At 72.4% G+C, this 20,147-nt stretch carries 16 protein-coding genes and 1 tRNA gene; 7 read left to right on the forward strand and 10 right to left on the reverse strand.

What is annotated here, in order from left to right; translation table 11 throughout:
• Positions 1–278: 278 nt before the first annotated feature.
• Both ACE1OA_RS20080 and ACE1OA_RS20085 read right to left on the reverse strand, forming a co-directional pair.
• The gene (locus tag ACE1OA_RS20080) at positions 279–1,679 is read right to left on the reverse strand and encodes a signaling protein (RefSeq protein WP_432753161.1); all 1,401 of its coding nucleotides are present in this window, start codon (positions 1,677–1,679) and stop codon (positions 279–281) included.
• A gap of 310 nt (positions 1,680–1,989) precedes the next feature.
• Entirely contained in the window at positions 1,990–2,355 is a 366-nt protein-coding gene (locus tag ACE1OA_RS20085) for a hypothetical protein (RefSeq protein ID WP_386540270.1), read from the reverse strand.
• 240 nt (positions 2,356–2,595) lie between these two features.
• Here ACE1OA_RS20085 and ACE1OA_RS20090 point away from each other — a divergent pair, with 240 nt between their 5' ends.
• Positions 2,596–2,862 carry a DUF6959 family protein gene (locus ACE1OA_RS20090; RefSeq protein WP_384872226.1) on the forward strand — a complete coding sequence of 89 codons (267 nt, stop codon included), beginning with the start codon at positions 2,596–2,598 and terminating at the stop codon, positions 2,860–2,862.
• A 14-nt stretch (positions 2,863–2,876) separates the two neighbouring features.
• Entirely contained in the window at positions 2,877–3,005 is a 129-nt protein-coding gene (locus ACE1OA_RS20095) for a hypothetical protein (protein ID WP_384872229.1), read from the forward strand.
• Between the two features lie 159 nt (positions 3,006–3,164).
• Here the strand turns inward: ACE1OA_RS20095 and ACE1OA_RS20100 are convergent.
• From ACE1OA_RS20100 to ACE1OA_RS20110, 3 genes are all read right to left on the reverse strand, one after another.
• Positions 3,165–3,237 (reverse strand) — tRNA-Arg (locus ACE1OA_RS20100).
• Positions 3,238–3,508: 271 nt separating this feature from the next.
• Entirely contained in the window at positions 3,509–6,634 is a 3,126-nt protein-coding gene (locus ACE1OA_RS20105) for a hypothetical protein (RefSeq protein ID WP_432753162.1), read from the reverse strand.
• Positions 6,635–6,840: 206 nt separating this feature from the next.
• A complete protein-coding gene (locus ACE1OA_RS20110; protein WP_432753163.1) occupies positions 6,841–8,676 on the reverse strand; it encodes a hypothetical protein in 1,836 nt (611 codons plus the stop codon).
• Between the two features lie 272 nt (positions 8,677–8,948).
• Here ACE1OA_RS20110 and ACE1OA_RS20115 point away from each other — a divergent pair, with 272 nt between their 5' ends.
• Positions 8,949–10,613: a class I adenylate-forming enzyme family protein gene (locus tag ACE1OA_RS20115; protein WP_432753164.1), complete on the forward strand. Its 1,665-nt coding sequence runs from the start codon at positions 8,949–8,951 to the stop codon at positions 10,611–10,613.
• Between the two features lie 72 nt (positions 10,614–10,685).
• Here the strand turns inward: ACE1OA_RS20115 and ACE1OA_RS20120 are convergent, their stop codons facing one another.
• Positions 10,686–11,957: a M6 family metalloprotease domain-containing protein gene (locus ACE1OA_RS20120; protein ID WP_356774777.1), complete on the reverse strand. Its 1,272-nt coding sequence runs from the start codon at positions 11,955–11,957 to the stop codon at positions 10,686–10,688.
• 321 nt (positions 11,958–12,278) lie between these two features.
• Between ACE1OA_RS20120 and ACE1OA_RS20125 the strand changes: the two genes are divergently transcribed.
• Together ACE1OA_RS20125 and ACE1OA_RS20130 are read left to right on the forward strand one after the other, a co-directional pair.
• The gene (locus ACE1OA_RS20125; RefSeq protein ID WP_384872240.1) at positions 12,279–12,938 is read left to right on the forward strand and encodes a TetR/AcrR family transcriptional regulator; all 660 of its coding nucleotides are present in this window, start codon (positions 12,279–12,281) and stop codon (positions 12,936–12,938) included.
• 117 nt (positions 12,939–13,055) lie between these two features.
• Complete coding sequence (locus tag ACE1OA_RS20130; RefSeq protein WP_356602868.1) at positions 13,056–14,588, forward strand: MFS transporter; 1,533 nt, start codon at positions 13,056–13,058, stop codon at positions 14,586–14,588.
• 244 nt (positions 14,589–14,832) lie between these two features.
• On the opposite strand, the gene ACE1OA_RS20135 is transcribed toward ACE1OA_RS20130, so the two are convergent.
• On the reverse strand, positions 14,833–15,336 hold the full coding sequence (locus ACE1OA_RS20135; protein ID WP_384872244.1) for a MarR family winged helix-turn-helix transcriptional regulator: 504 nt from the start codon (positions 15,334–15,336) through the stop codon (positions 14,833–14,835).
• Positions 15,337–15,452: 116 nt separating this feature from the next.
• On the opposite strand from ACE1OA_RS20135, the gene ACE1OA_RS20140 reads away from it, so the two are divergent.
• Entirely contained in the window at positions 15,453–16,241 is a 789-nt protein-coding gene (locus tag ACE1OA_RS20140) for a dioxygenase family protein (protein ID WP_356602872.1), read from the forward strand.
• Between the two features lie 41 nt (positions 16,242–16,282).
• Here the strand turns inward: ACE1OA_RS20140 and ACE1OA_RS20145 are convergent, their stop codons facing one another.
• Together ACE1OA_RS20145 and ACE1OA_RS20150 are read right to left on the reverse strand one after the other, a co-directional pair.
• A complete protein-coding gene (locus tag ACE1OA_RS20145) occupies positions 16,283–17,290 on the reverse strand; it encodes a questin oxidase family protein (RefSeq protein WP_386540765.1) in 1,008 nt (335 codons plus the stop codon).
• A gap of 84 nt (positions 17,291–17,374) precedes the next feature.
• Positions 17,375–17,920 carry a GNAT family N-acetyltransferase gene (locus tag ACE1OA_RS20150; RefSeq protein WP_384872252.1) on the reverse strand — a complete coding sequence of 182 codons (546 nt, stop codon included), beginning with the start codon at positions 17,918–17,920 and terminating at the stop codon, positions 17,375–17,377.
• Positions 17,921–18,068: 148 nt separating this feature from the next.
• On the opposite strand from ACE1OA_RS20150, the gene ACE1OA_RS20155 reads away from it, so the two are divergent.
• Entirely contained in the window at positions 18,069–19,067 is a 999-nt protein-coding gene (locus ACE1OA_RS20155) for a sigma-70 family RNA polymerase sigma factor (RefSeq protein WP_356602878.1), read from the forward strand.
• A 61-nt stretch (positions 19,068–19,128) separates the two neighbouring features.
• On the opposite strand, the gene ACE1OA_RS20160 is transcribed toward ACE1OA_RS20155, so the two are convergent.
• Positions 19,129–20,088, reverse strand: a complete 960-nt coding sequence (locus ACE1OA_RS20160) for a helix-turn-helix transcriptional regulator (RefSeq protein WP_432753165.1) — start codon at positions 20,086–20,088, stop codon at positions 19,129–19,131.
• Between the last annotated feature and the right edge of the window lie 59 nt (positions 20,089–20,147).

The raw sequence follows: 20,147 nt of genomic DNA on the forward strand, positions 1-20,147 counted from the left end.
TGTTACCCGTGCGGTCGCGAACGGCCCCGTTCCCCGGGCACTCCGGACGTCGTGTCAGGTCACCCGTCCCTGCCAAGTCGGCCGCGGTCCGGCTGAGTTGCGCGCCCTCGGCGTCAACCCCTGGGTGCCGTACAGGTAATGCGAGACCGGAGGCCCTGCCGCCCGCTCGGCCGGCAGGGCCCCAGGCCCGCTGTTTCTCCGTGCCCCGGCAGGTCCGGACCCGCGCCACCCGCCCGAGGAGAGCGGGAGGGCGGGTCTTCACCTCGTCGTGGAAGCGTTCAGCTGGTGAAGAACCCGGCGTCGAGCCCGATCCAACCGGTGAGCTTGCGCTGGTCGAAGAGGACCAGCGAGCCGTCGGTGAGGACCTCCCAGCGGACGGTGAGGGAGTCGGAGACCCCCGCGCCGCTGACCTGACCGACCATGCCCTGGGTGCGGTTGGGGCGGATGTGCGGCGGGAGGGTCAGGATCTTCTCGCCGTTGGTCCACGGGGTGCCGTCGGCGCGGGACAGCCGGAGGTGGAGGTCGATGCGGTTGCCCTGCTGGCGGTACTGCGGAACGTAGTTGCCGGAGTTGGGGGTGTAGAGGGTGGAGTCGTAGTCCAGGTTGGTCCACGGCACGTGGTCGCCGGTGCCGTCGGTGGTGCTGGTGATGCCGTAGAGAGCCATGCGGCGCGGTCCTGGTTCTTGGGTGGCGAAGCCGAAGACGAGCTGTGGCCCGTCGGGCGTCTGGCGGACGGTGAGGGATTCGGTCTCGCGGTGGGAGAGGTCGAGAGCGGTGGCGTTGAAGCGACGCTCGATCATCTGGCCGGTGGTGACGTCGTAGACGTTCCACCAGGAATTGCCGGGACGCGGGTTGTCGACGCCGTAGGCGGCGCCCTCGTTCTGATGGACGAGGTCCCCGTACAGACACCAGGACTGGGTGCGGTAGAGGGCCGGGAAGCGGTACAGCGGGGTGAAGACGCGGCGCTTGAAGGCGTCGAGGTCGTAGACGCGGTACTCCCCGGCGCCGGACGTTCCGGTACGTACCCCTATCCGGCCGTGGACGACGTCCAGGGACGGGGTGACGGCGGAGTGCTCCGGGACGGGGTCGAACACCTCGATCCGGTCGCTCCCCGCGTCGACGACGGCGTCGGGGGCGAACGCGACACGGCCGATGCGCTTGCCGTGGGCGAAGCCGCTGGTGACGGGGTCTGCGTCGGTCTCCAGCCACAGCCAGGGACGGCCGTCGACGTGCTCGACGCCGAGTCCGCCGCCGTGGCCGACGCTCCTCAGGTACATGACGGCGCGGACGGTGCCTTCGGGAGCGACCTCGTTGACGCAGAGATCGCCCCGGCGATCGCGCTCGCCGCCCGGCACCGGAGCGGGCTCGTCGGCGAGTTGGCGGCCGTCACTGATGACCTGCGTCACGTAGGCCAGACCGGTCACCGGATCGAAGGCGACCTGCTGGTGCACCCTGCCCTGGGTGAGCCGGATCTCCTTGCCGAACAGATCGACGGGCTCGGCTCGCAGATCGAACCTGTGCTGCGCGTCCGATCCGGCCGCCGGCAGGCTCTCGGCGACGGACTCGGCCGCGAGGGTGACCCCGGGGCCGGTCGCCGGTGCGGTCCCCACGGGGGCGATGGCGGGAGCGGCGGCCGCGGCCGCCGCGGCGGTCAGGACGGTGCGGCGAGTCAGCGACATGTCGCGAGCTCTTCGCCGCCGGGCTGCGCAACCTTCGACGCGCTGCGGCACGGTATACGGGCGGAACGAATGGCCATGAGCGTGGAAGCCCCCCTTGCAAGATCATCACCTGTACGGGGCGCATCCTTGCACGCCGGCGCAGCCGCGGGGGAGGACGGCCGGGAGCGTTGTGGCAGGTGGTCGGCGCGTCTGGGGGTATGGCAACGGGACCGCTCTACGACTGGGGAGGGCGACTTCGGTGTTCACCCGTGCTGTTGCTCGGAGAGCCGATCCACGGCGCGGATGCGTCATCCGTGCTGGTCCAGCGGTGTCACCAGTCGCGCCAGTCGTCCGTGATCTCGGTGCGGTCGATGCCTCGCCTCGAAGCCAGAGCCGGGACATCGATGCCGTGCTCCGTCAAGGTCTGATCGATGTAGAGGCACAACTCCTCGCGCTCGCCGGTCTCATAGCCGGCACCGTCGTGGGCCTCATTGATCTCGTTCAGCACCAGGACGACGCGCTTGATCGCTTCGAAGACCTGCTCGTCGTCCAGGGCCCCGAGCACCCTCACATCCGACTCGAACGCAAGCAGCGCCCTGTCAGTCGCCGCCAGCAGCGACTCGGGGAAGAGCTCGGCCAGGAAGGCGTCGCTCGCTGCGAGTGTCCCGGCACTGACCTCTGTCGCTTCCTCGTCCACGCGGGTGCGCCAACGTGCCGATGGTCTGGTTCTCATGTCGGGGACCGTAGACCCCGGCTCTGACAGTGTTGTCGCGTGCACCTCTGCCGAGCCTGTTGCTGCCGTACGGCGTCGTGTACGAGGCTGCTCGTCTGCGTTCACGTCAGGTCGGCGGCTCGGCCGGTGCCGGTGCCGGTTCTGGGTGTGGTCGGGACGTCCGTGAACGGAGCTGAGTGAGAGCAAACTGAGACGGGGGCACCGATGGAACGAGTTCAGGCCGAGCTGTTCACCGACGGGGGTAACGACGCGGTGGTTCGCCTGCCGAGCCGCAACTTTCCCGGTGTCCTGATCCAGGGGGACACACTCAGTGTCCTGCAGAGCAATGTCGCCGAGCTCGTCGAACTGTGTGCCGCCGGTGACCTGGAGGAGGCCCACTACGTGGCGAGTCTCCTCCAGGCCGACCTGAGTGCGAAGCTCCAGCGGTACACGGCAGCACTCGCAGCTCACGGGATCTCCCGCCCCTTCTGAGCGATAGCGAGAGCGTGCACGTTTCCGACCTGCGCCACACCGGGAACACCCTGGCGTCCAGGGCCGGGGTGAGTACGCGGGAGCTCATGACGCGGATGGGATGGAGCACGACCCGGGCCGCGCTGCTGATCCACCGCACCTGACGAGTGGCCGCGATCGCACATCGCGGGGAAGCGCGGGGAGAAGATCCGCCAGGCTCGGGACGGGAGCGGTCCGCCGCCTGCGGCGCGTAGGTGGCACGGTCGCGTTCATGACGAAGGGCCGGCTCCGGGGAGCGTTCCCCTGAGCCGGCCCTTTGCTTGTGCCCCCGGCAGGATTCGAACCTGCGACACCCGCTTTAGGAGAGCGGTGCTCTATCCCCTGAGCTACGAAGGCGGGGTGTGTGGAAATCCGTGTGGAGGTTCCGGCGAGGATTCTCCACCCAAGATGACTACACGTCGGTGGTGCCCGGTCCCTGGCCTCAGGTGGGGCGGGGCCTGTCATGCGTGTCCCCGGCCCCTCCTGTGGGAAAGCCAGGAGAGGTACCGGGGACAGCCTAGCGGACGCGTGTGGTGATCTGCCGGGGTGATCACCACCGGAGCGGATGGTGGCGTTGCCGAGGTCGAAGCACGGCCGCCGGGCGGCGGCCGCGGCCTCCCTGCCGGTCCTACGAGGTGTAGTACCCGGCGACGTCCGCGAGCAGGTCCACGGACCCGGCGTGGTTGTAGAAGTTCACCTTCCCGTTCACGACGGGTACGACGACCAGGTTGGGGATGGTCGTCCCGGCGGTGAAGTTCAGGTTCGACGCGGAGGGGCGTACGACCCCGTCGGGGAACACGGAGACGAAGCTGCCCGCGGTCGGCGCGACGGCGGTCACGTTCATGATCACCGCCGTGACCCCGGTGGCGGGGATGCCGGACCTGCCGGCGACTTCGAGGGTGACCGTCTGCTGAGCCCCGATCTTCGCCTTGGCCACGCCGGTCCCGTCCCGCGTGTCCATCAGCCGGGTCGGAGCCAGCGGGCGGTACCCGGACCCGGTCGCGTCCATCGTGAAGTAACCGGCCAGGTCGGCGATCAGGTCCACCGATCCGGCGTGGTTGTAGAAGGTCACGTCACCGTCCTTCCCGACCGGGACGACGACGAGGTTCGGGATCGTCTGACCGGCGCTGAAGTTCAGGTTCGACGCGGAGGAGCGGCTCTGGTCGGCTGGATGGACGGAGACGAAGCTCGCCGCGGTGGGCGACGTCGCCGTGACGTTGAGTACGACCGCCTTGACGTCGGTGGTGGGGATCCCGCCGGTGCCCGTCACCTTCAGGGTGACCGACCCCTGCGCCCCCACCTTCGCCTTGGCCACGCCCGTTCCGTCCCGGGTGTCCATCAGCCGGGTCGGTCCCGCGGGCTTGAAGGTGGCTCCCGAGCCGTCGGTGACGTAGTAGCCGGCCACGTCGGCGACGAGGTCGACGTAGCCCGCCTTGTTGTAGAAGTTCACGTAGCCGTTGATCACCGGCACGACCACCAGGTTGGGGATGGTCTGCCCCGCCTTGAAGTTGAGGTTGGAGGCCGATGTCCGGGGCGTGCCGTCCGGGTAGACGGAGACGAAGCCGGCGGTGCTCGGACCGGTCGCCGTGACGTTCAGCACGACCGCGCTGACGCCGTTCGGTACGTAGCCCTGGGTGACGAGCAGCGGGACGGTCTCACCCGGGCCGACCTTGGCCCGGCGCGCGTTGATGCCGTAGCGCGTGTCCATCACGCGGGTCGGAGGGAGCGGCACATAGCTGCCGAGGCCCGAGACGGCGGGCGTCACGGTGAACGTGCCGGCGGGATACACCTTGCCGAAGGCGGCGACGCGCACGCTCCAGTCGCCGGGGACGGCGACGCTCAGGCCCACGGTCACGGTCAGGGACCGGCCGTCGGGAGAGACCGCGACCGGCTTGGCCGTCAGTGTCCTCCCGTCCTTGGTCAGCTGCACCGTGTCCTTGATGCTCAGAGCGCTGCCGTGCACGGTGAGCGTCGCGAGCGAGCCGCGCGGCGCGGACGTCGGGGAGACGGAGGAGACGGAGACCGGCACCCCGCCGCAGAGGCGTGTGGTGTACGGGTTGCATTCGACCTCGGCACGGTAGGAGGTCCGGGTCGCGCTCCGTCCCAGCACCAGGATGCTCGGGGAAGGTGCCGTCGAGGCGGAACCGCCGCCGAGCGTGCAGCGTGAGCCGCCCCGCTCGGACCGGCACGTGTCGTTCAGCTCCGCGTCCCACAGCGAGGCGACTGCCGTGTAGGCCGTTCCTGCGGGGTCCCTGACCCACACCCAGAGGTCGTCGTTCGAGGCGGTGGGCAACGACACGCAGTCGGCGACGTGCTCGTCGTCCAGCGTCCCCGTGACCGGTCCGTAGCCGTCGCGGAGGTTCAGCACCCTCGCGCACTGCGGGGCCGGGCCCGCCGGGGTGGAGATACGCATCGCGTCCAGCCGGTACGTGGGTGCCGGGCGGTACGGGGCGGTCATGACCACCTGATAGCGCGTCGTGCCGGTGACGGTGCAACCCCCGGCACACGGGGTCCCTCGGCCCGACCCGTCGTACACGGTCGCCTGTGCCGTGGCGTCGAGGTACACCGCGTCCCCGGCGTCGTCGGTGGTCACCTGGTGGCAGGAGACGGTGCCCGAGAAGCCGAGCGGTCCGCTCCTCGAGGATCCGCCCGCCGGGACGGCGGACTGCGCCGGGCAGCCCCGGGCGGTGCCGGTCACGTCGCGGCGCACGACGGAGAACTTGTCCCGGAGGGTGGTACGGACGAGCACCGTGTAGGCGGTGCCCGGCGCGAGGGCGCAGTTGGTGTCGCAGACCCGCACGCCCTCCGCGTCCAGGACCGTGTGCTCGGCCTGGGACCACCGGGTGGGCTCGCCCGTGGCGGGCCCCGTGCTGATCCACGTGCCGTCGAGGGCCTCGGGCCGGACGAACTCGTGGGCGGAGTGGTCGTCCGCCGGAATCGTGAAGCAGTACGAGAAGACGTCGGCCGCCAGGGCGACGGTCGCCTTGGGGGTCGACGACGTGAAGTCGCCCGCGGGGATGGCCTGGCACTCGTCGGGCACGTCGGTGCGATGCAGCGCCAGGTGGTAGGTGCCGGTCGGCGCCTCGACGTCGGTGGTGGAGACCAGCGCGCGGTGCGGGGCGGGACCGGTCAGCTCGCAGGTGTGGGCGGCCAGCCCGCCCGCCGCGCAGATCGTCGTGCCCGTGCCGTCCACGACCTCCACCGTGTGCGGCGATTTCAGTGGCGTGAGGGCTTCCACGTGGGCTTCCGCGGGCAGCGACAGCGTCAGGCAGTCGATCGCACCGGGTGCCTCGAGAGCACCCGTGTGGCGGCCGGGTGCCGTCGGGGAGCAGCCCTGCGTCGACGAGCGGTCGAGGATCAGTGTCGGCTGATCGGTGATCACCCGGTAGATGTCGCCCGCGGTCAGTCGGCAGGCGCCCTCGGGGGCGCAGACGGCGGCACCGGCGGCGTCGTACACCGCCAGGCGGGCGCGTCGGCCCTCCACCGGCGCGACGCCGAACACGTCGTACGGGCCGGTGGTGGCCGCGGTGAACGCCTTGCAGGTCTCGGCCGACGTCGTGGCCGTCGGCGCGGTGCCGTACTCGTTCACCGGCACGGTCACGCAGTCGGCGACGGCCGGCAGTTCCTCGGCGTGTGCGGTTCCGGCCGGACCGACCGGCAGGATCGGCAGCAGCAGGGACAGCACCAGCGTGAGTGCGGCGAGCAGAGCGGTGTACGGCGCGGATCTCGGCGCAGTAACCGGCGGTCTTGGCATTCCCGGTCCCCCCAGGAGCGGTGTCGTCGCGATCTTCGTCGCGGAGTTCGCCGCATGATCGCACGGGTGTCCGACAGGAGGCACACCGGATTCGGCACGGCCGTCCGGGACGGGTCCCTGATCCGGTGCCCGGCCCGCTTCCTCCTCGTCGCGGAGCACGTCCGGGCCGGGCGGGCTCCGCACGAGGAGGCGCCGCCTCGGGGGTGTCAGAGGAGGAACAGCACGGTGCCCGTCCAGAGGACGGCGGCGGCGGTGAGGTACGGGCCCAGGGGGAGGCCGTGGTGGGTGGCCGAGGTCCGGGGGCGGAGCTCGGGGTGGTGGACGAGGACGCGGAGGGTCTCCGCCGCGTCCTGGGCCGTGGAGCGGCGGCCCAGGCGGCGGTCGAGCCAGGACCAGCCGGTGGGGGACAGCCGCAGTTCGTCGTCCGGGACGCCGACCCGGATGCCGTCGCCGACGTGGGAGACCGCCTTGACCGCGTCCCACGGGACGTGCCGGACGCGCCAGGCGCCGCACATCCAGAGGCCCTTGTCGTCCGCGACGACGCGCCAGTTCAGGGCGGTGGCGACCGCGGAGGCGTACAAGGGGAGCCCGAGGGCGGTGACGATCGAGCGCCAGGAGAGGCCGTCGTCGAACGTGACCCCGAGGACGAACGCCCCCATCAGGAGGATGCCGAGCCCCTTGATCCGCGCGCCGGTGTCCGCCGACCACGCGAGTGCCTCCCGGGAGAGGGGGAGCGCCGCGACGACGTCCGCGGTGGGGCGTCGCCGCGAGGTCGTGTCGGGCGGCAGGGGCGCTGCCGGGCGCGCGGGGGAGGCGGTGCACTCCGTCAGGGGCCCGCCCTCCTCCAGGGCGGAGGTGAACACCAGCTCGGCGCCGGCGTGCGGTAGGCCGTAGAGCACCGCCTCGCGCAGCCGCGGAGCCTCGCCCGCCTCGTCGAAGTCGTCGTCGAGGTCGTCGTCCTCGTCCTCCGAGCGGTCGGCGTCGTCGAAGCCGTCCTCCGGGTGTCCCTCCTCGAAGACGTACCGGGTGTGGAAGGAGAGCAGCGGCCGTTCGGCCGCCCTGTCGTCCGCCGCGTGCAACCACGTCCGGGTGTCGTTCCGCCGCGAGGCGAGCAGGACCCGCAGGACCGGCGCCGGCTCGGCGCGGAGCCGCGCCGCGCGACCGCGCGCCACCAGGCCGCCGGTGAGGAAGGCCAGACCGGGCACGGAGGACACCAGCAGGAGCAGTTCCCAGCCGATGGTGTCGTAGGGCTCGGCGGCCGGCCGGATCCAGTCGCCGTCGACGAGGAGGTCCAGGCGCGAGCCGACGGGGTGGTTCTCGGGGAAGAGCACCTCGACCGTGTGCGTGCCGAGCGCCTCCGAGCGGACGGTCAGCGTGCCGCCGTCGACGTCGCTTCCCGTGACGCGGGCGGTCGCCGGCGTCGCCCGTGCCACCCGCTCGTCGAACGCGGACGCGTCCCGCTCCCCCTGCCAGACGGCGAAGACCGACACCGCGAGCAGCAGGGAGGCCAGGGCGAACGAGGCCCGGCCGCGACGGAACGTCCCGGCGGATCCGGGCAGCGGGGCGCGAGCCGCGTCGGCGGCCTCCAGGGCCACCAGCTGCTGCTGCCTCGCGCAGACCAGGCGGTGGATCAGGGTGGCGGCGGCGTAGAGGGCGGCCAGCAGCAGCGCCACGCTCGACGCGGCCAGCAGGTCCGGCGAACCGTCCGGGGCGTCCTCGAGGAGCAGCCCGCCGACGGACACCACCAGGCCGGTGAGGGCGAGCGCCGGGTGGCGGCGCAGCAGCACCAGGGTGAGCACCTGGATCGTGGCCAGGGACACACCCGACCAGTCCGTGGTGCAGGGGATGGCGGTGGTGCAGACGGGGTAGGGGGCCTCCGCGATGGACCAGACGGCCGTCGCCAGCAGGGCGAGGAAGGGCCACAGGGGTTCTGCCCAGCGCCCGGGGCCGGCGGCACGCCAGCGCTCGGCGTCTGCCGCGTGCCAGGCGCGAGTGCCCGGAGGTATCTGCTCCTGGGCCAGGGGGACGGGAAGGTCGCTCACTCGCGCATTATGTGTGCAGTCCGGAATCGATGGTCCGGGAGGGCGGGTGTCACGCCCTCCCGGACCGAGCAGGCGCTGGGAAGGGAACGACGATCGTGGTCGCGTCGCACACCGATCCGTCCGCTGTGGGAGCGGCGGGGCACGTACCGGAGACGGTGGGGGAGCCGCGGCCGGCGGGTGCGCCGGTGCCGGGGACGGCACACGCCGCGGCCGTCCCGGTCCCCCGCCGGGTCCCGGGCACGGGAGCCGGAACCGCGCCGGGAGAGGACGCCGTGACCGCGGCCGCCGCCGCGGTGGCCGCCCGGCTGTCCGCGCCGGGAGCGCCGTTCGCCGTCGAGGACGGCGTGTACGTGGACGGGCCGCGGACCCTCCGCGAGTTCGTGGAGGCCACCTGGGCCTACGGCGACCGGCCGTTCCTGTACTCCGAGGACGGGGTGCTCGGCTACCGGGAGTTCTTCGACGCGGCCTGCGGGCTCGCCCGGCTCCTCGTCGACACCTACGGTCTGCGGCCCGGCGACCGGGCCGTCGTCGCCATGCGCAACCACCCCGAGTGGCAGATCGCCTTCTGGGCCGCCCAGCTCGCCGGCCTCGTCGCCGTGCCGCTCAACGCCTGGTGGACCGAGGAGGAGTTCGCGTACGTCCTCGACGACTGCCGGCCCCGCGTCCTGCTGGTCGACGGCGAGCGGGTCGGCCGGGTCCGGAGCTGGGCCCGCGCGCACCGGGTGCCCGGCATCGTCTTCCAGGGAGGCCAGGGAGGCCAGGGAGGCGGCGGGGAGGCCGAGGGGGAGGGCGTCGACGGCTTCCGGGCGTACGTGCGTGACACCGACTCCCTCCTCGGCCCGCCCTTCGTCGACGTGCTGCCCGAGCATGACGCCACCCTCATGTACACCTCCGGCACCACCGGCCGCCCCAAGGGGGCCGTCGCCACCCACCTCGCGCAGGCCGGGGCCGCGATGAACCCCCGCTACTACGCCGCCGCCTCCGCCCTCGGACGCGGCACGATCCCCGGGCAGGGCGCCGCCCCCGTCTCGCTGACGACCTTCCCCTTCTTCCACGTCGCGGCCTTCACGTCCTTCTACTCGGTGATGGCCGCCGGCGGTTCGCTCGTCCTCATGCGCAAATGGGACGCGGCGCGGGCGCTGGAGCTGATCCGCGAGCACGGCGTCACCCACTACGCGGGCGTGCCGACCACCGCGCTCCAGCTGCTCGACCTCGCCGAGCGCACCGGCGACCCGCTGAGCTCGCTCGTCATGTTCAACACCGGTGGGGCGGCCGCGCCGGCCGAGATCGTCGCCCGGCTCACCGCCCGCTACGGGGACCGCATCGAGCCCCGCAACGGCTACGGGCTGACCGAGACCTGCGGCGGCGTGCTCGCCAACTTCGGCGCCGAGTACCGCCGGTGGCCCGGGTCCGTGGGCCGTCCCACTCCCGCCACCGAGGTCCGTGTCGACCGGCCGGACGCCGACGGCGTCGGCGAGCTGCTGCTGCGCGGGCAGGCCCTGATCCGCGGCTACTGGGGCGACGAGGCCGCCACCCGGGAGGCCTTCACGGAGGACGGCTGGTTCCGCACCGGCGATCTCGCCCATGTCCGCGACGGGCGGGTCACCGTCGTCGACCGGCTCAAGGACATGGTGATCCGCGGCGGCGAGAACGTGTACTGCGTCGAGGTCGAGGCGGCCCTGCACGCGCACCCCGACGTCGCCGACGCGGCCGTGCTCGGCGTCCCGCACCCGGTGCTCGGCGAGGAGGTGGCCGCCGTCGTGCGGCTGCGGACGGGGGCGACGGTGACCGCGGACGGGCTGCGGGCGCACGTGGGCGGGAGGCTCGCCGCCTTCAAGGTGCCGGCCCGGGTCGTCCTGCGGGAGTCCGAGCTGCCCCGCAATCCCACCGGCAAGATCCTCAAGCGGGAGCTGAGGGCGGAGCTCACGGCGGGCTGACCGTCGGGGATCGGGCTCGGGTGCCGGCACGGCGCCCGTGGCAGAGCCCGCGCGACGCCCCCGACGGCACCCTCACGACCGGGTGATCCGGACGCGGAACGCGCCGTTCTCGTCCTCCTCCAGGACCGAGATCCGGATGCCGTTGGCCCGGTCCGTGAAGGTCTCGCCCGGGCGGAACGGGGCGTCCGAGAGCTCCGCGTGGACGTTGGGGCGGCGCGTGCAGCCGCCGCTGTCCTTGTCGCTGTCGGCCACCGTCACCGGGCCGTGGCCGGTGTCCACGTCCGACTCCACGCGGTAGATCAGGACGCCCGGCTCGCAGACCGCCTCGTCGTTGCCGTCCCGGGTGCGGACCTCGACCGCGTACCCCGAGCGCTCGCCGAGCGGGACGAAGGCCAGCTTCGGGCCGCCGGCCGTGGCCAGCGGCGTCAGGATGTGGTCGCTCGTGCCGGTGCCGGACGCGCAGCCGACCTGGTCGTTGTCGAGCCAGCCCAGCTTCCACTTGTGCCAGCCCAGGAAGTCGTTGTTGGCCCCCCAGTCCTCGGACATGATGTCCCAGTGCCCGACGGTCCCGCCGCCGTCCATGGTGTAGAGGTCGGGCAGGCCGAAGACGTGGCCGTTCTCGTGCGGCAGCACCCGGTAGCCGGTCTCGGAGTACGACCCCGATCCGTCGTCCTGCCGGCTGTAGACGAAGGACGTGTTGGCGAGGGGGACGCCGTCGGCGTACGGGGCGTCGTCGTTGCCGGAGAAGGTCACGGACAGCACGGTGTCCAGGGCCGAGGGGCCGGCGTTCGGCGTGACCAGGATGTTGACCAGGTCGTACGCGCTGAAGTCCACCAGGGGGTCGGCCGACTTCACGACGTCCTCGACGAGCCCGCGGTAGCCCGGCTCGTAGGGGGAGCCGCGCTCTATCCCGTACGAGGAGAACGGCCGGGGCATCCGTACCCAGTCGGGTATCGGGACCTCGGGGGCGTACTGCAGCCGCCCGTAGGAGCTGGTGCGGAACCATTCGGCGGTCTGCGGGAAGAACTCCTCGTAGCGTGCGAGCGCCGTGCCGTCGCCGGGCGCGTCCGGGAAGTCGATCATCAGGTTGAGGGCGCGGACGCTGCCCGTGGAGCGGGCGTATCCCGGGGCGGTGGGCAGTCCCTCGGACATCTGCACGCCCAGCGTCGTCGCGATCCGGCAGGGGCCGAGCGGTGCCTCGCCGGGCCCGGCGGCCACCGGGCCGGCCGAGGCGGGCGCGGGACCGGGGAGGGTGGTGCTGGCGGAGACCAGGGCGGCGAGCGCGAGGGCGGAGGCCGCGGCCAGGGCCACGGGTCTGCCTATCCGCCGGGGGGTCTTCTCCATGCGGCGCCCTTCTGATCTGCGGATCGATCTGCGTCTCCTGCGCTCCGATCAGCCTGTGTCGGGAGGTGCGGGGGCGCGCGCGGGGTTGGCCCGATCAGGGGTATCGCGACGGAGGCCGCATGAGTGACCCAGGTCACACTCCCGGAAGGAACAACCGGGGACCGGCTCCCCGTTTACGCCTGTGTCCGAGAGAAGCGGGGACTCATTCCCCGGATCGCGCGAGACCGTGCACGACGCGGGTCGCCTCGGAAAGCCGCGATCGTCGCGGCGCACCGCGGAACGCTCCCCGGAGCACCCGAGACGACCTGAAGGAGCCGTGGCGTGACCAGCACCGCCGACACCGCGCCCGCCCGCCGCGCACCCCGGCCGCGGGCCGACGCCCTGCGCAACCGCGAGCGGATCGTGACGACGGCCCGCGAGATGTTCGTCGAGTTCGGGCCCCAGGTCCCGTTCGACGAGATCGCGCGCCGCGCCGGAGTCGGCAACGCCACGCTCTACCGCAACTTCCCCGAGCGCGCCGACCTCGTCCGGGAGGTCGTCGTCTCCGTCATGGCCCGCACCACGGACCTGGCGGAGGAGGCCGCCGAGGAGGGCGACACCTTCGCGGCGCTTCGCCGCTTCATCCACGCCGCGGCCGACGAGCGCATCGGAGCCCTGTGCCCGATGCTCGACGGCGCCTTCGACAAGGACCATCCCGAACTGCGAGCCGAACGCGAGCGGTTGGAGGAGGCCGTGCAGGGCCTCGTCGACCGCGCGCAGCAGGCGGGCAGGCTCCGTACCGATGTCGGCGTCGGCGACCTGATGATCGCCGTCTCCCAGCTCACCCGCCCGCTGCCCGGCACCGCCTGCCTCAACATGGACCGCTTCGTCCACCGTCACCTGCAGCTGTTCCTGGACGGCCTCGAAGCGCCCGCGCGCTCCGAGCTGCCCGGCTCGGCCGCCACTCTGGAGGATCTGCGGGGAGGCTCCGACCGGCCGTGAGTCCGGCCCGGCCCGCGCCCCCTTCCTGAACTTCCGCGCCCGACCCCGAACCCTTCGCGCCCCGCGCGCTCAGTAAGCCCGTTTTCTCCTTGTACGCACCAAGAGGTGGCTACCCCCATGTCGAAAATCTCCGCGACCGCCCCGCCGGTCCAGGCCGACCCGAGTCGGTGGAAGGCCCTCGTCTTCATCGCCCTCGCCCAGCTGATGGTCGTGCTCGACGCGACGATCGTGAACATCGCCCTGCCCTCCGCCCAGCAGGACCTGGGGATCTCGGACGGCAACCGGCAGTGGGTCATCACGGCCTACGCCCTGGCCTTCGGCGGCCTGCTGCTCTTCGGCGGCCGCATCGCCGACCTGTGGGGCCGCAAGCGCACCTTCGTCGTCGGCCTGATCGGCTTCGCCGCCGCCTCCGCCCTCGGTGGCGCGGCGACCGGTGAGGCGATGATGCTCGGCGCCCGTGCGCTCCAGGGCGCCTTCGGCGCGCTGCTCGCGCCCGCCGCGCTCTCGCTCCTCGCGGTGATGTTCACCGACGCCAAGGAGCGCGCCAAGGCCTTCGGCATCTACGGCGCGATCGCCGGTGGCGGCGGCGCCGTCGGCCTGATCCTGGGCGGCTTCCTCACCGAGTACCTGAACTGGCGCTGGACCTTCTTCGTCAACATCCCGTTCGCGATCGTCGCCGCCGCCGGCGCGTACTTCGTGATCCGCGAGCCGGCCGGCGGCCGCAACCGCTCGGCGCTGGACATCCCCGGCGTCATCCTGTCCACGCTGGGCCTGGTCTCCCTCGTCTACGGCTTCACCCGCGCCGAGTCCGAGGGCTGGTCGGACGCCACCACGATCGGGCTCTTCGTCGCCTCGGCTCTGCTGCTGCTCGCCTTCGTGATCACCGAGTCCCGGGTCAAGTCCCCGCTGCTGCCCCTGCGCGTCCTGACCGAGCGCAACCGCGGCGGTGTCTACCTCTCCCTCGGTCTCGCCGTCATCGCGATGTTCGGCCTCTTCCTCTTCCTCACCTACTACCTGCAGGTCGTGAAGGGGTACTCGCCCGTCAAGACGGGCTTCGCGTTCCTCCCGATGATCGCGGGCATGATCACCGGCTCCACCCAGATCGGTACGCGCCTGATGACCCGGGTGCCCCCGCGCTGGCTGATGGGCCCCGGCTTCCTGACCGCCGCCGTCGGCATGCTGCTGCTCACCCAGCTGGAGATCGGCTCCTCGTACGCCGGGCTGATCCTGCCCGCGCAGCTGCTGCTCGGCCTCGGCATGGGTACGGCCTTCATGCCGGCGATGTCGCTCGCGACGCACGGCGTGGACCCGCGGGACGCCGGTGTGGCCTCCGCCATGGTCAACACCTCGCAGCAGGTCGGCGGCGCCATCGGCACGGCGCTGCTGAACACGATCGCGGCCTCGGCCACGACGGCGTACATCGCCGACCACGCCGCCGGGGCCACCACCCCGGGCGCCCAGAAGCTGCTCCAGCTCCAGGGCATGGTCGAGGGCTACTCGGCGGCCATCTGGTGGGCCGTCGGCATCCTGGTCGTCTCGGCCTCGATCGCCGTCACCCTCATCACCACCGGGAAGCCGGGCTCCGGCGTCGTGGCCGGGTCCGGCGACGGCGTCGAGGACGAGGTGAAGATCCCGGTCGTCGCGCACTGACGCCACGGGGGAGCCACGGGTGCTGATCACCTGCGGGCGCTGAGAACCCGCCGCGGGACCGGTCGGCCGACGCCGCCGGTCCCGCGGTCGTTCCGGCGGCCGACCGGTTGCCGGTTTCGGTCACCGCACGGCACGTCGATCTCGCGTGCGTCACGGGCCGAGGGCCCGTGACGCACGCGAGGTGTTCTCCGGCCCCGGTCGCCGAGCGCGGGTCACCGGCCGCCGGGCCCGATCGGGCTCCGGCTCAGCGCAGCCAGGGCAGGTCCGCGTTCGGACCCGTCGGCTGGAGGCCCTCCGCCATCACCTTCATGATCTCGCCGAGCTGCCCCACCTGCTCGGGCGTGAGCCGGTCGAACATGGCCTGCCGGACGGCCGCGACATGTCCCGGCGCGGTCCGTTCCAGCACGGCGAAGCCGTCGTCCGTCAGCCGCGCGAACTGGCCCCGCTTGTCGGAGGGACAGTCCTCGCGCTCCACCCAGCCGTTCTTCTCCAGCCGGGCGACGGCGTGCGAGAGACGGGAGCGGGTGATCTTCGCGTCCTTGGCCAGCTCGGTCATCCGCAACCGCCGGCGGGGCGCCTGGGAGAGCTGCACGAGCAGGCCGTAGTAGATGTGGGGCATCCCGGCGTCGCGCTGCAGCTGGCGGTCGAGATGGTCCTCGAGGAGGGTGGTGGCGTGGAGGTAGGCACGCCAGACGTGCTGTTCCTCGTCGCTGAGCCAGCGGGGCCCTTCAGTGGATGCCGTGGTCATGTATCCATCGTACGACCCATCCTTGAAAGTTGAACTACATCGGGGCTAAGCTCGTGACGAGCGCAGAGCTTGAAATTTCAAAGAACCTTCTCGGACCCGGAACGGAGGCGGTCGTCATGGACGCCACGCTGGAACGGATGCCCGCCCTCTACCTCTCGCACGGTGCGCCGCCGCTCGCCGACGACCCGGTCTGGCCCGGCGAGCTGGCCGCCTGGTCCGCCGGGCTGCCCCGCCCCAAGGCCATCCTGATGGTCTCCGCCCACTGGGAGGAGGCCCCGCTCGCGCTCGGCGCCGTCGAGCCCGTGCCGCTGGTCTACGACTTCTGGGGCTTCCCCGAGCACTACTACCGCGTCCAGTACGCGGCCCCGGGCGCGCCCGAACTCGCCGCCTCCGTGCGCACACTGCTCCAGGCGCCCGGCACGCCCGTCCAGGACATCCCCGACCGTGGGCTCGACCACGGCGCCTACGTGCCGCTGGTCGAGATGTTCCCCGGTGCCGACATCCCCGTCCTGCAGATCTCCATGCCCACCCTCGATCCCCAGCGGCTGATGGACATCGGCCGGCGGCTCGCGCCGCTGCGGGACGAAGGCGTGCTGATCGTGGGCAGCGGCTTCTTCACCCACAACCTGGCCGCGCTGCGGCACCCGGGCGGCGGCGTGCCGGGCTGGTCCGCCGAGTTCGACGACTGGGGCGACCGGGCCCTGCGGGAGCGGGACGTGGACGCGCTCCTCGACTTCGAGCACAAGTCGCCCGCAGGCCGGCTCGCCCACCCGCGCACCGAGCACTTCGCGCCGCTGTTCGTGACGCTCGGCGCGGCGGAGGCGGCCGGGGACCTGGACGGCGGGCGGAGCGTGATCGACGGCTTCTGGATGGGGCTGGCGAAGCGCTCGGTCCAGTTCGGCTGAGCCGCGGAACCCTCCCCCGAGCCCGGGAGCCGGGGCGCGCCCTAGAAGACCGGCTCGTTGAGCTCGATCGAGCGGACGGCGGCGGCCATCGCCATCGGGTCGCCGACGTCGAGCGCCGTGTCGCAGAACTTGATCGTGTGATCGTCGCCGTGTGCCGCGGCCCGCTCGAAGATCTCCTCCGGCGTGTGGGCGCCGACGGTGTACGGCAGCGGCTCGGGCGGCGTGTAGGCGGCGGTCACCGCGGCGGAGGCCGACCAGGCCGCCGCCAGACTCGCGGCCCACAGCTCGCGCGGCAGCGCGGGCAGCGTGCGCAGCACGGCGTTCGGCGCGGTGGCCGCGTGGACCAGCATGGTCGGCTCTCCGTGACCGTGGGTGGCGTAGCGGCGGGTCGCGGCGGCGACCAGTTCGGTGAGCCGGGTGCGCGCGGTGTCCGGGTCGGGCGCCGCGCCCCAGCGGGGGAAGGCGGTCAGCTGCGCCAGCCGGGCCCGGATCCCGCCGTCCTGTGAACGCACGGCCGGTACGGCGTCCAGCGCCGCCGCGGCGGACGGCGCCGGCGGGAGCGGGTCGACGGCGCGCAGCGGCTGGTGCCGGGCGGCCCAGTAGCCGAGGGCGTGGGCCAGTTCGGCCCGGCGCGGCGCGGACTCCCCGCTCGTCAGCAGGGTGCGCACGGCGTGGCCCGTGCGGATCACCGGGTGGGTCGCGCCGCCCGCGATGCCGGGCAGCAGACGCGGCCACCACTCGGCGAGCGCCTCGCGCCAGGGCCGCTCCTCGACGGTCCGCTCGAAGTGGCGCGTCCAGTCGGCGATCCGGGACGGGTCGCCCAGGGCCTCGCGCCAGTTGTTCCCGGTGACGGGGGAGCCGGGCGACGGCATGTCCTCCAGCTTGTGCCGGTAGCGGTCCAGCCAGCGGTGCACGGTCGGCGCCTGCCCCCGGCGGACGAGCGCCTCCACGGCCATCGGCGCGTGGTTGGAGAGCCAGCCGTTCCGCTCGGGACCGGTCGCGTGGAGGCGTTCCAGGGCTTCGTCGAGAGTTCCGGTCGTGTCGTCCATGGGGGCGACGGTAGGCGCGTCCCGCGGCGATCCGTAACGGTCGCGCGACCTAGGCCGAGGCGGCACCCTGCCGGGCCGTCGGACCTACGCCCCGTCCGGGGCCGCAAGCCGCTTCTCGTACCAGGCCACGTCCCAGTAGCGGCCGAACTTCCGGCCGACCTCGCCGTACGTGCCGATGTGACGGAAGCCGAAGCGGGCGTGGAGACGGACCGACGCCTCGTTGGGCAGGGCGATGCCGGCGTAGGCGCGGTGGACGTCCTCGGTGGCGAGGGCCGCGAAGAGCCGCTCGTACAGCAGCGTGCCGATGCCCCGGCCGGCGGCGTGCGGGGTCAGGTACACACTCACCTCCACGGAGGTGGAGTACGCGGGCTTGGGGCGGAACGGGCTGCTGGTCGCGTAGCCGAGGACCCGGTCCGGTGCCCCCTCGACGGCGTCTTGGGCAACCAGGAGGCGGTGTGGGCCGTCTTCAGGGTGGGAGCGGAGCCAGGGAAGTCGCTGCTCCGCGGTGAAGGGCACGGTGTCGAATGTGATCGCGGTCTCACGGACGTAGTGGTTGTACAGCTCGGTCAGCGACGCCAGGTCGCCCTCCGCGCCCGGTCTGACCTGCACCTCTGTGGTATCCGCCGACATGTGACCCCCCTCGATGGCGGCACAGGGTACTGCATGATCGCGAAAATCAATGCGTCGCGTGGGAATTCTGTCCTGATTCCAGTCGTTGTTTCCGTCGGATGCAGGGCACCCGAAAGGGTGTCGCGACCTACTCAGTAAGGGAGCTCGCATGGCAACCCGTGCCGTCGCCCGTCGTTCGTCCGCCACTGGTGGAAGCAGCCGGGCAAGCAGCGTTCGCGCCGTGGGCGGGGAGATCGCCGACCGCGACCTGGTCGGCATGTACCTCGACGAGATCGCGCGCACCCCCCTGCTCGACGCCGCCAAGGAGGTCGAGCTCTCGCAGACCATCGAGGCCGGCGTGTACGCCCGGCAGATCCTGGACGGCGAGGTGGACAGCGAGGCGGGCGGCGCGACCCGCGAGGAGCTGGAGGCGCTGGTCGCCGAGAGCGAGCGGGCCAAGGACGTCTTCATCAAGTCCAACCTGCGGCTCGTCGTCGCGGTCGCCCGGCGCTACCCGCGCAGCGGCCTGCCGCTGCTCGACCTGATCCAGGAGGGGAACGCAGGCCTGGTGCGCGCGGTCGAGAAGTTCGACTACGCCAAGGGCTTCAAGTTCTCCACGTACGCCACGTGGTGGATCCGCCAGGCCATCACGCGGTCCATAGCCGACCAGTCCCGCACCATCCGGCTCCCCGTCCACCTCGTGGAGGAGCTCGGCCGGATCCGCCGGGTCCAGCGCGAGTTCAACCGCGAGAACGGCCGTGAGCCCGAGCCCGCGGAGATCGCCGCCGAGCTGGACACGAAGCCGGAGCGGGTGGTGGACGTCCTGGACTGGGCGCGCGACCCGGTCTCGCTGAACATGTCGGTCGACGACCAGGGTGAGACGCAGTTCGGCGACCTGCTGGAGGACACGTCGGCGGTGTCGCCCGAGCAGTCCGTCCTGACGCTGCTGCGCAGCGAGGAGCTCGACGACCTGATCGACAAGCTGGACCACCGCACGGCGTCGATCATCCGGATGCGGTACGGCATCGAGGACGGCCGGGAGCGGACCCTCACGGAGGTGGGCAAGGAGCACGGCCTGACGCGCGAGCGCATCCGCCAGATCGAGAAGCACGCGCTGCTGGAACTGAAGAAGATGGCGCGGGACACCGGCTTCGACGCGGTCGCCTAGGGAACAGGACGCAGGGGCGCGCACGGGGTTCGTTCCCCGGGCGCGCCCCTTCCGCAGTCCGTCAGCCGGAGGCCGCCGCGCCCAGCCGGGCCGAGAGCGCCCGGACGTAGGCGATCAGGGGATCCGGCGCATGGATCCTGAAGGGGCAGTCGACCAGCGCCAGCCGGAGGGCGACCCATTCCAGCGAGTCCGCGGAACGGGTGCGCAGCCGGCAGGTCCCCGCCCCGGTCGACTCCGGCGCGAGGTGCGGGGGGAGCCGGGCGGTCACGAACTCGGCCGGTGCCTCGAAGTCGACGTCGAGGTCCAGCTCGGTGGTGGCCCGCGCCATCGACCGGGACATGTACGCGACGGCGCCCCCGGCCGGCAGCTCCCGCGGGCTGAAGCGCGCGCCCGTCGCGAACGGCTCGCTCACCCGGTCCACCCGGAACGTCCGCCAGTCCTCGCGCTCCATGTCGTACGCCACGAGGTACCAGCGCATCCCCGTCGACACGAGCCGGTACGGCTCCACCAGGCGCCGGCTCTCGGTGCCGTCCCCCGCCCGGTAGCCGAACCGCAGCCGTTCCTGCCCGGTCACCGCCCCCGCCAGCGTCGTCAGGGTCTGCGGCGCGACCGTCGCGCCGTCGCCCCGTGTCAGCGGGATCGTCGCGTTCTGGAGGGTGGAGACCCGGCGCCGCAGCCGTGACGGCAGCACCTGTTCCAGCTTCGCCAGCGCCCGGACCGACGCCTCCTCCACGCCCTCGATCGCGTGCCCGGCGCCCGCCCGCAGCCCCACCGCGATCGCGACCGCCTCCTCGTCGTCGAGGACCAGCGGCGGCATCGCCGTGCCCGCGACCAGGCGGTACCCGCCGACCGCGCCCTTCGTCGCCTCGACCGGGTAGCCGAGCTCCCGCAGCCGGTCCACGTCGCGCCGGATCGTCCGGGCCGAGACCGAGAGCCGCGACGCCAGCTCGCTGCCCGGCCATTCCCGCGGTGTCTGCAGCAGGGACAGCAGATTCAGAAGTCGTGCCGGAGTGTCCGTCATGCCCTCCAGGGTGCGGTCCATCTAGGACATCAGCTGACCTATATGGCCTCTATCTTCAT

It is taken from the genome of Streptomyces sp. JL2001 (assembly GCF_050917515.1).
GTDB lineage: Bacteria > Actinomycetota > Actinomycetes > Streptomycetales > Streptomycetaceae > Streptomyces.

What these genes read in the sequence shown, in the direction of transcription:
- ACE1OA_RS20135 (WP_384872244.1), bottom strand. Translation starts at nt 15,336, where the DNA reads ATGACCACGGCATCCACTGAAGGGCCCCGCTGGCTCAGCGACGAGGAA.
- ACE1OA_RS20155 (WP_356602878.1), top strand. Translation starts at nt 18,069, where the DNA reads ATGGCAACCCGTGCCGTCGCCCGTCGTTCGTCCGCCACTGGTGGAAGC.
- ACE1OA_RS20105 (WP_432753162.1), bottom strand. Translation starts at nt 6,634, where the DNA reads ATGCCAAGACCGCCGGTTACTGCGCCGAGATCCGCGCCGTACACCGCT.
- ACE1OA_RS20145 (WP_386540765.1), bottom strand. Translation starts at nt 17,290, where the DNA reads ATGGACGACACGACCGGAACTCTCGACGAAGCCCTGGAACGCCTCCAC.
- ACE1OA_RS20090 (WP_384872226.1), top strand. Translation starts at nt 2,596, where the DNA reads ATGGAACGAGTTCAGGCCGAGCTGTTCACCGACGGGGGTAACGACGCG.
- ACE1OA_RS20160 (WP_432753165.1), bottom strand. Translation starts at nt 20,088, where the DNA reads ATGACGGACACTCCGGCACGACTTCTGAATCTGCTGTCCCTGCTGCAG.
- ACE1OA_RS20120 (WP_356774777.1), bottom strand. Translation starts at nt 11,957, where the DNA reads ATGGAGAAGACCCCCCGGCGGATAGGCAGACCCGTGGCCCTGGCCGCG.
- ACE1OA_RS20080 (WP_432753161.1), bottom strand. Translation starts at nt 1,679, where the DNA reads ATGTCGCTGACTCGCCGCACCGTCCTGACCGCCGCGGCGGCCGCGGCC.
- ACE1OA_RS20150 (WP_384872252.1), bottom strand. Translation starts at nt 17,920, where the DNA reads ATGTCGGCGGATACCACAGAGGTGCAGGTCAGACCGGGCGCGGAGGGC.
- ACE1OA_RS20140 (WP_356602872.1), top strand. Translation starts at nt 15,453, where the DNA reads ATGGACGCCACGCTGGAACGGATGCCCGCCCTCTACCTCTCGCACGGT.
- ACE1OA_RS20130 (WP_356602868.1), top strand. Translation starts at nt 13,056, where the DNA reads ATGTCGAAAATCTCCGCGACCGCCCCGCCGGTCCAGGCCGACCCGAGT.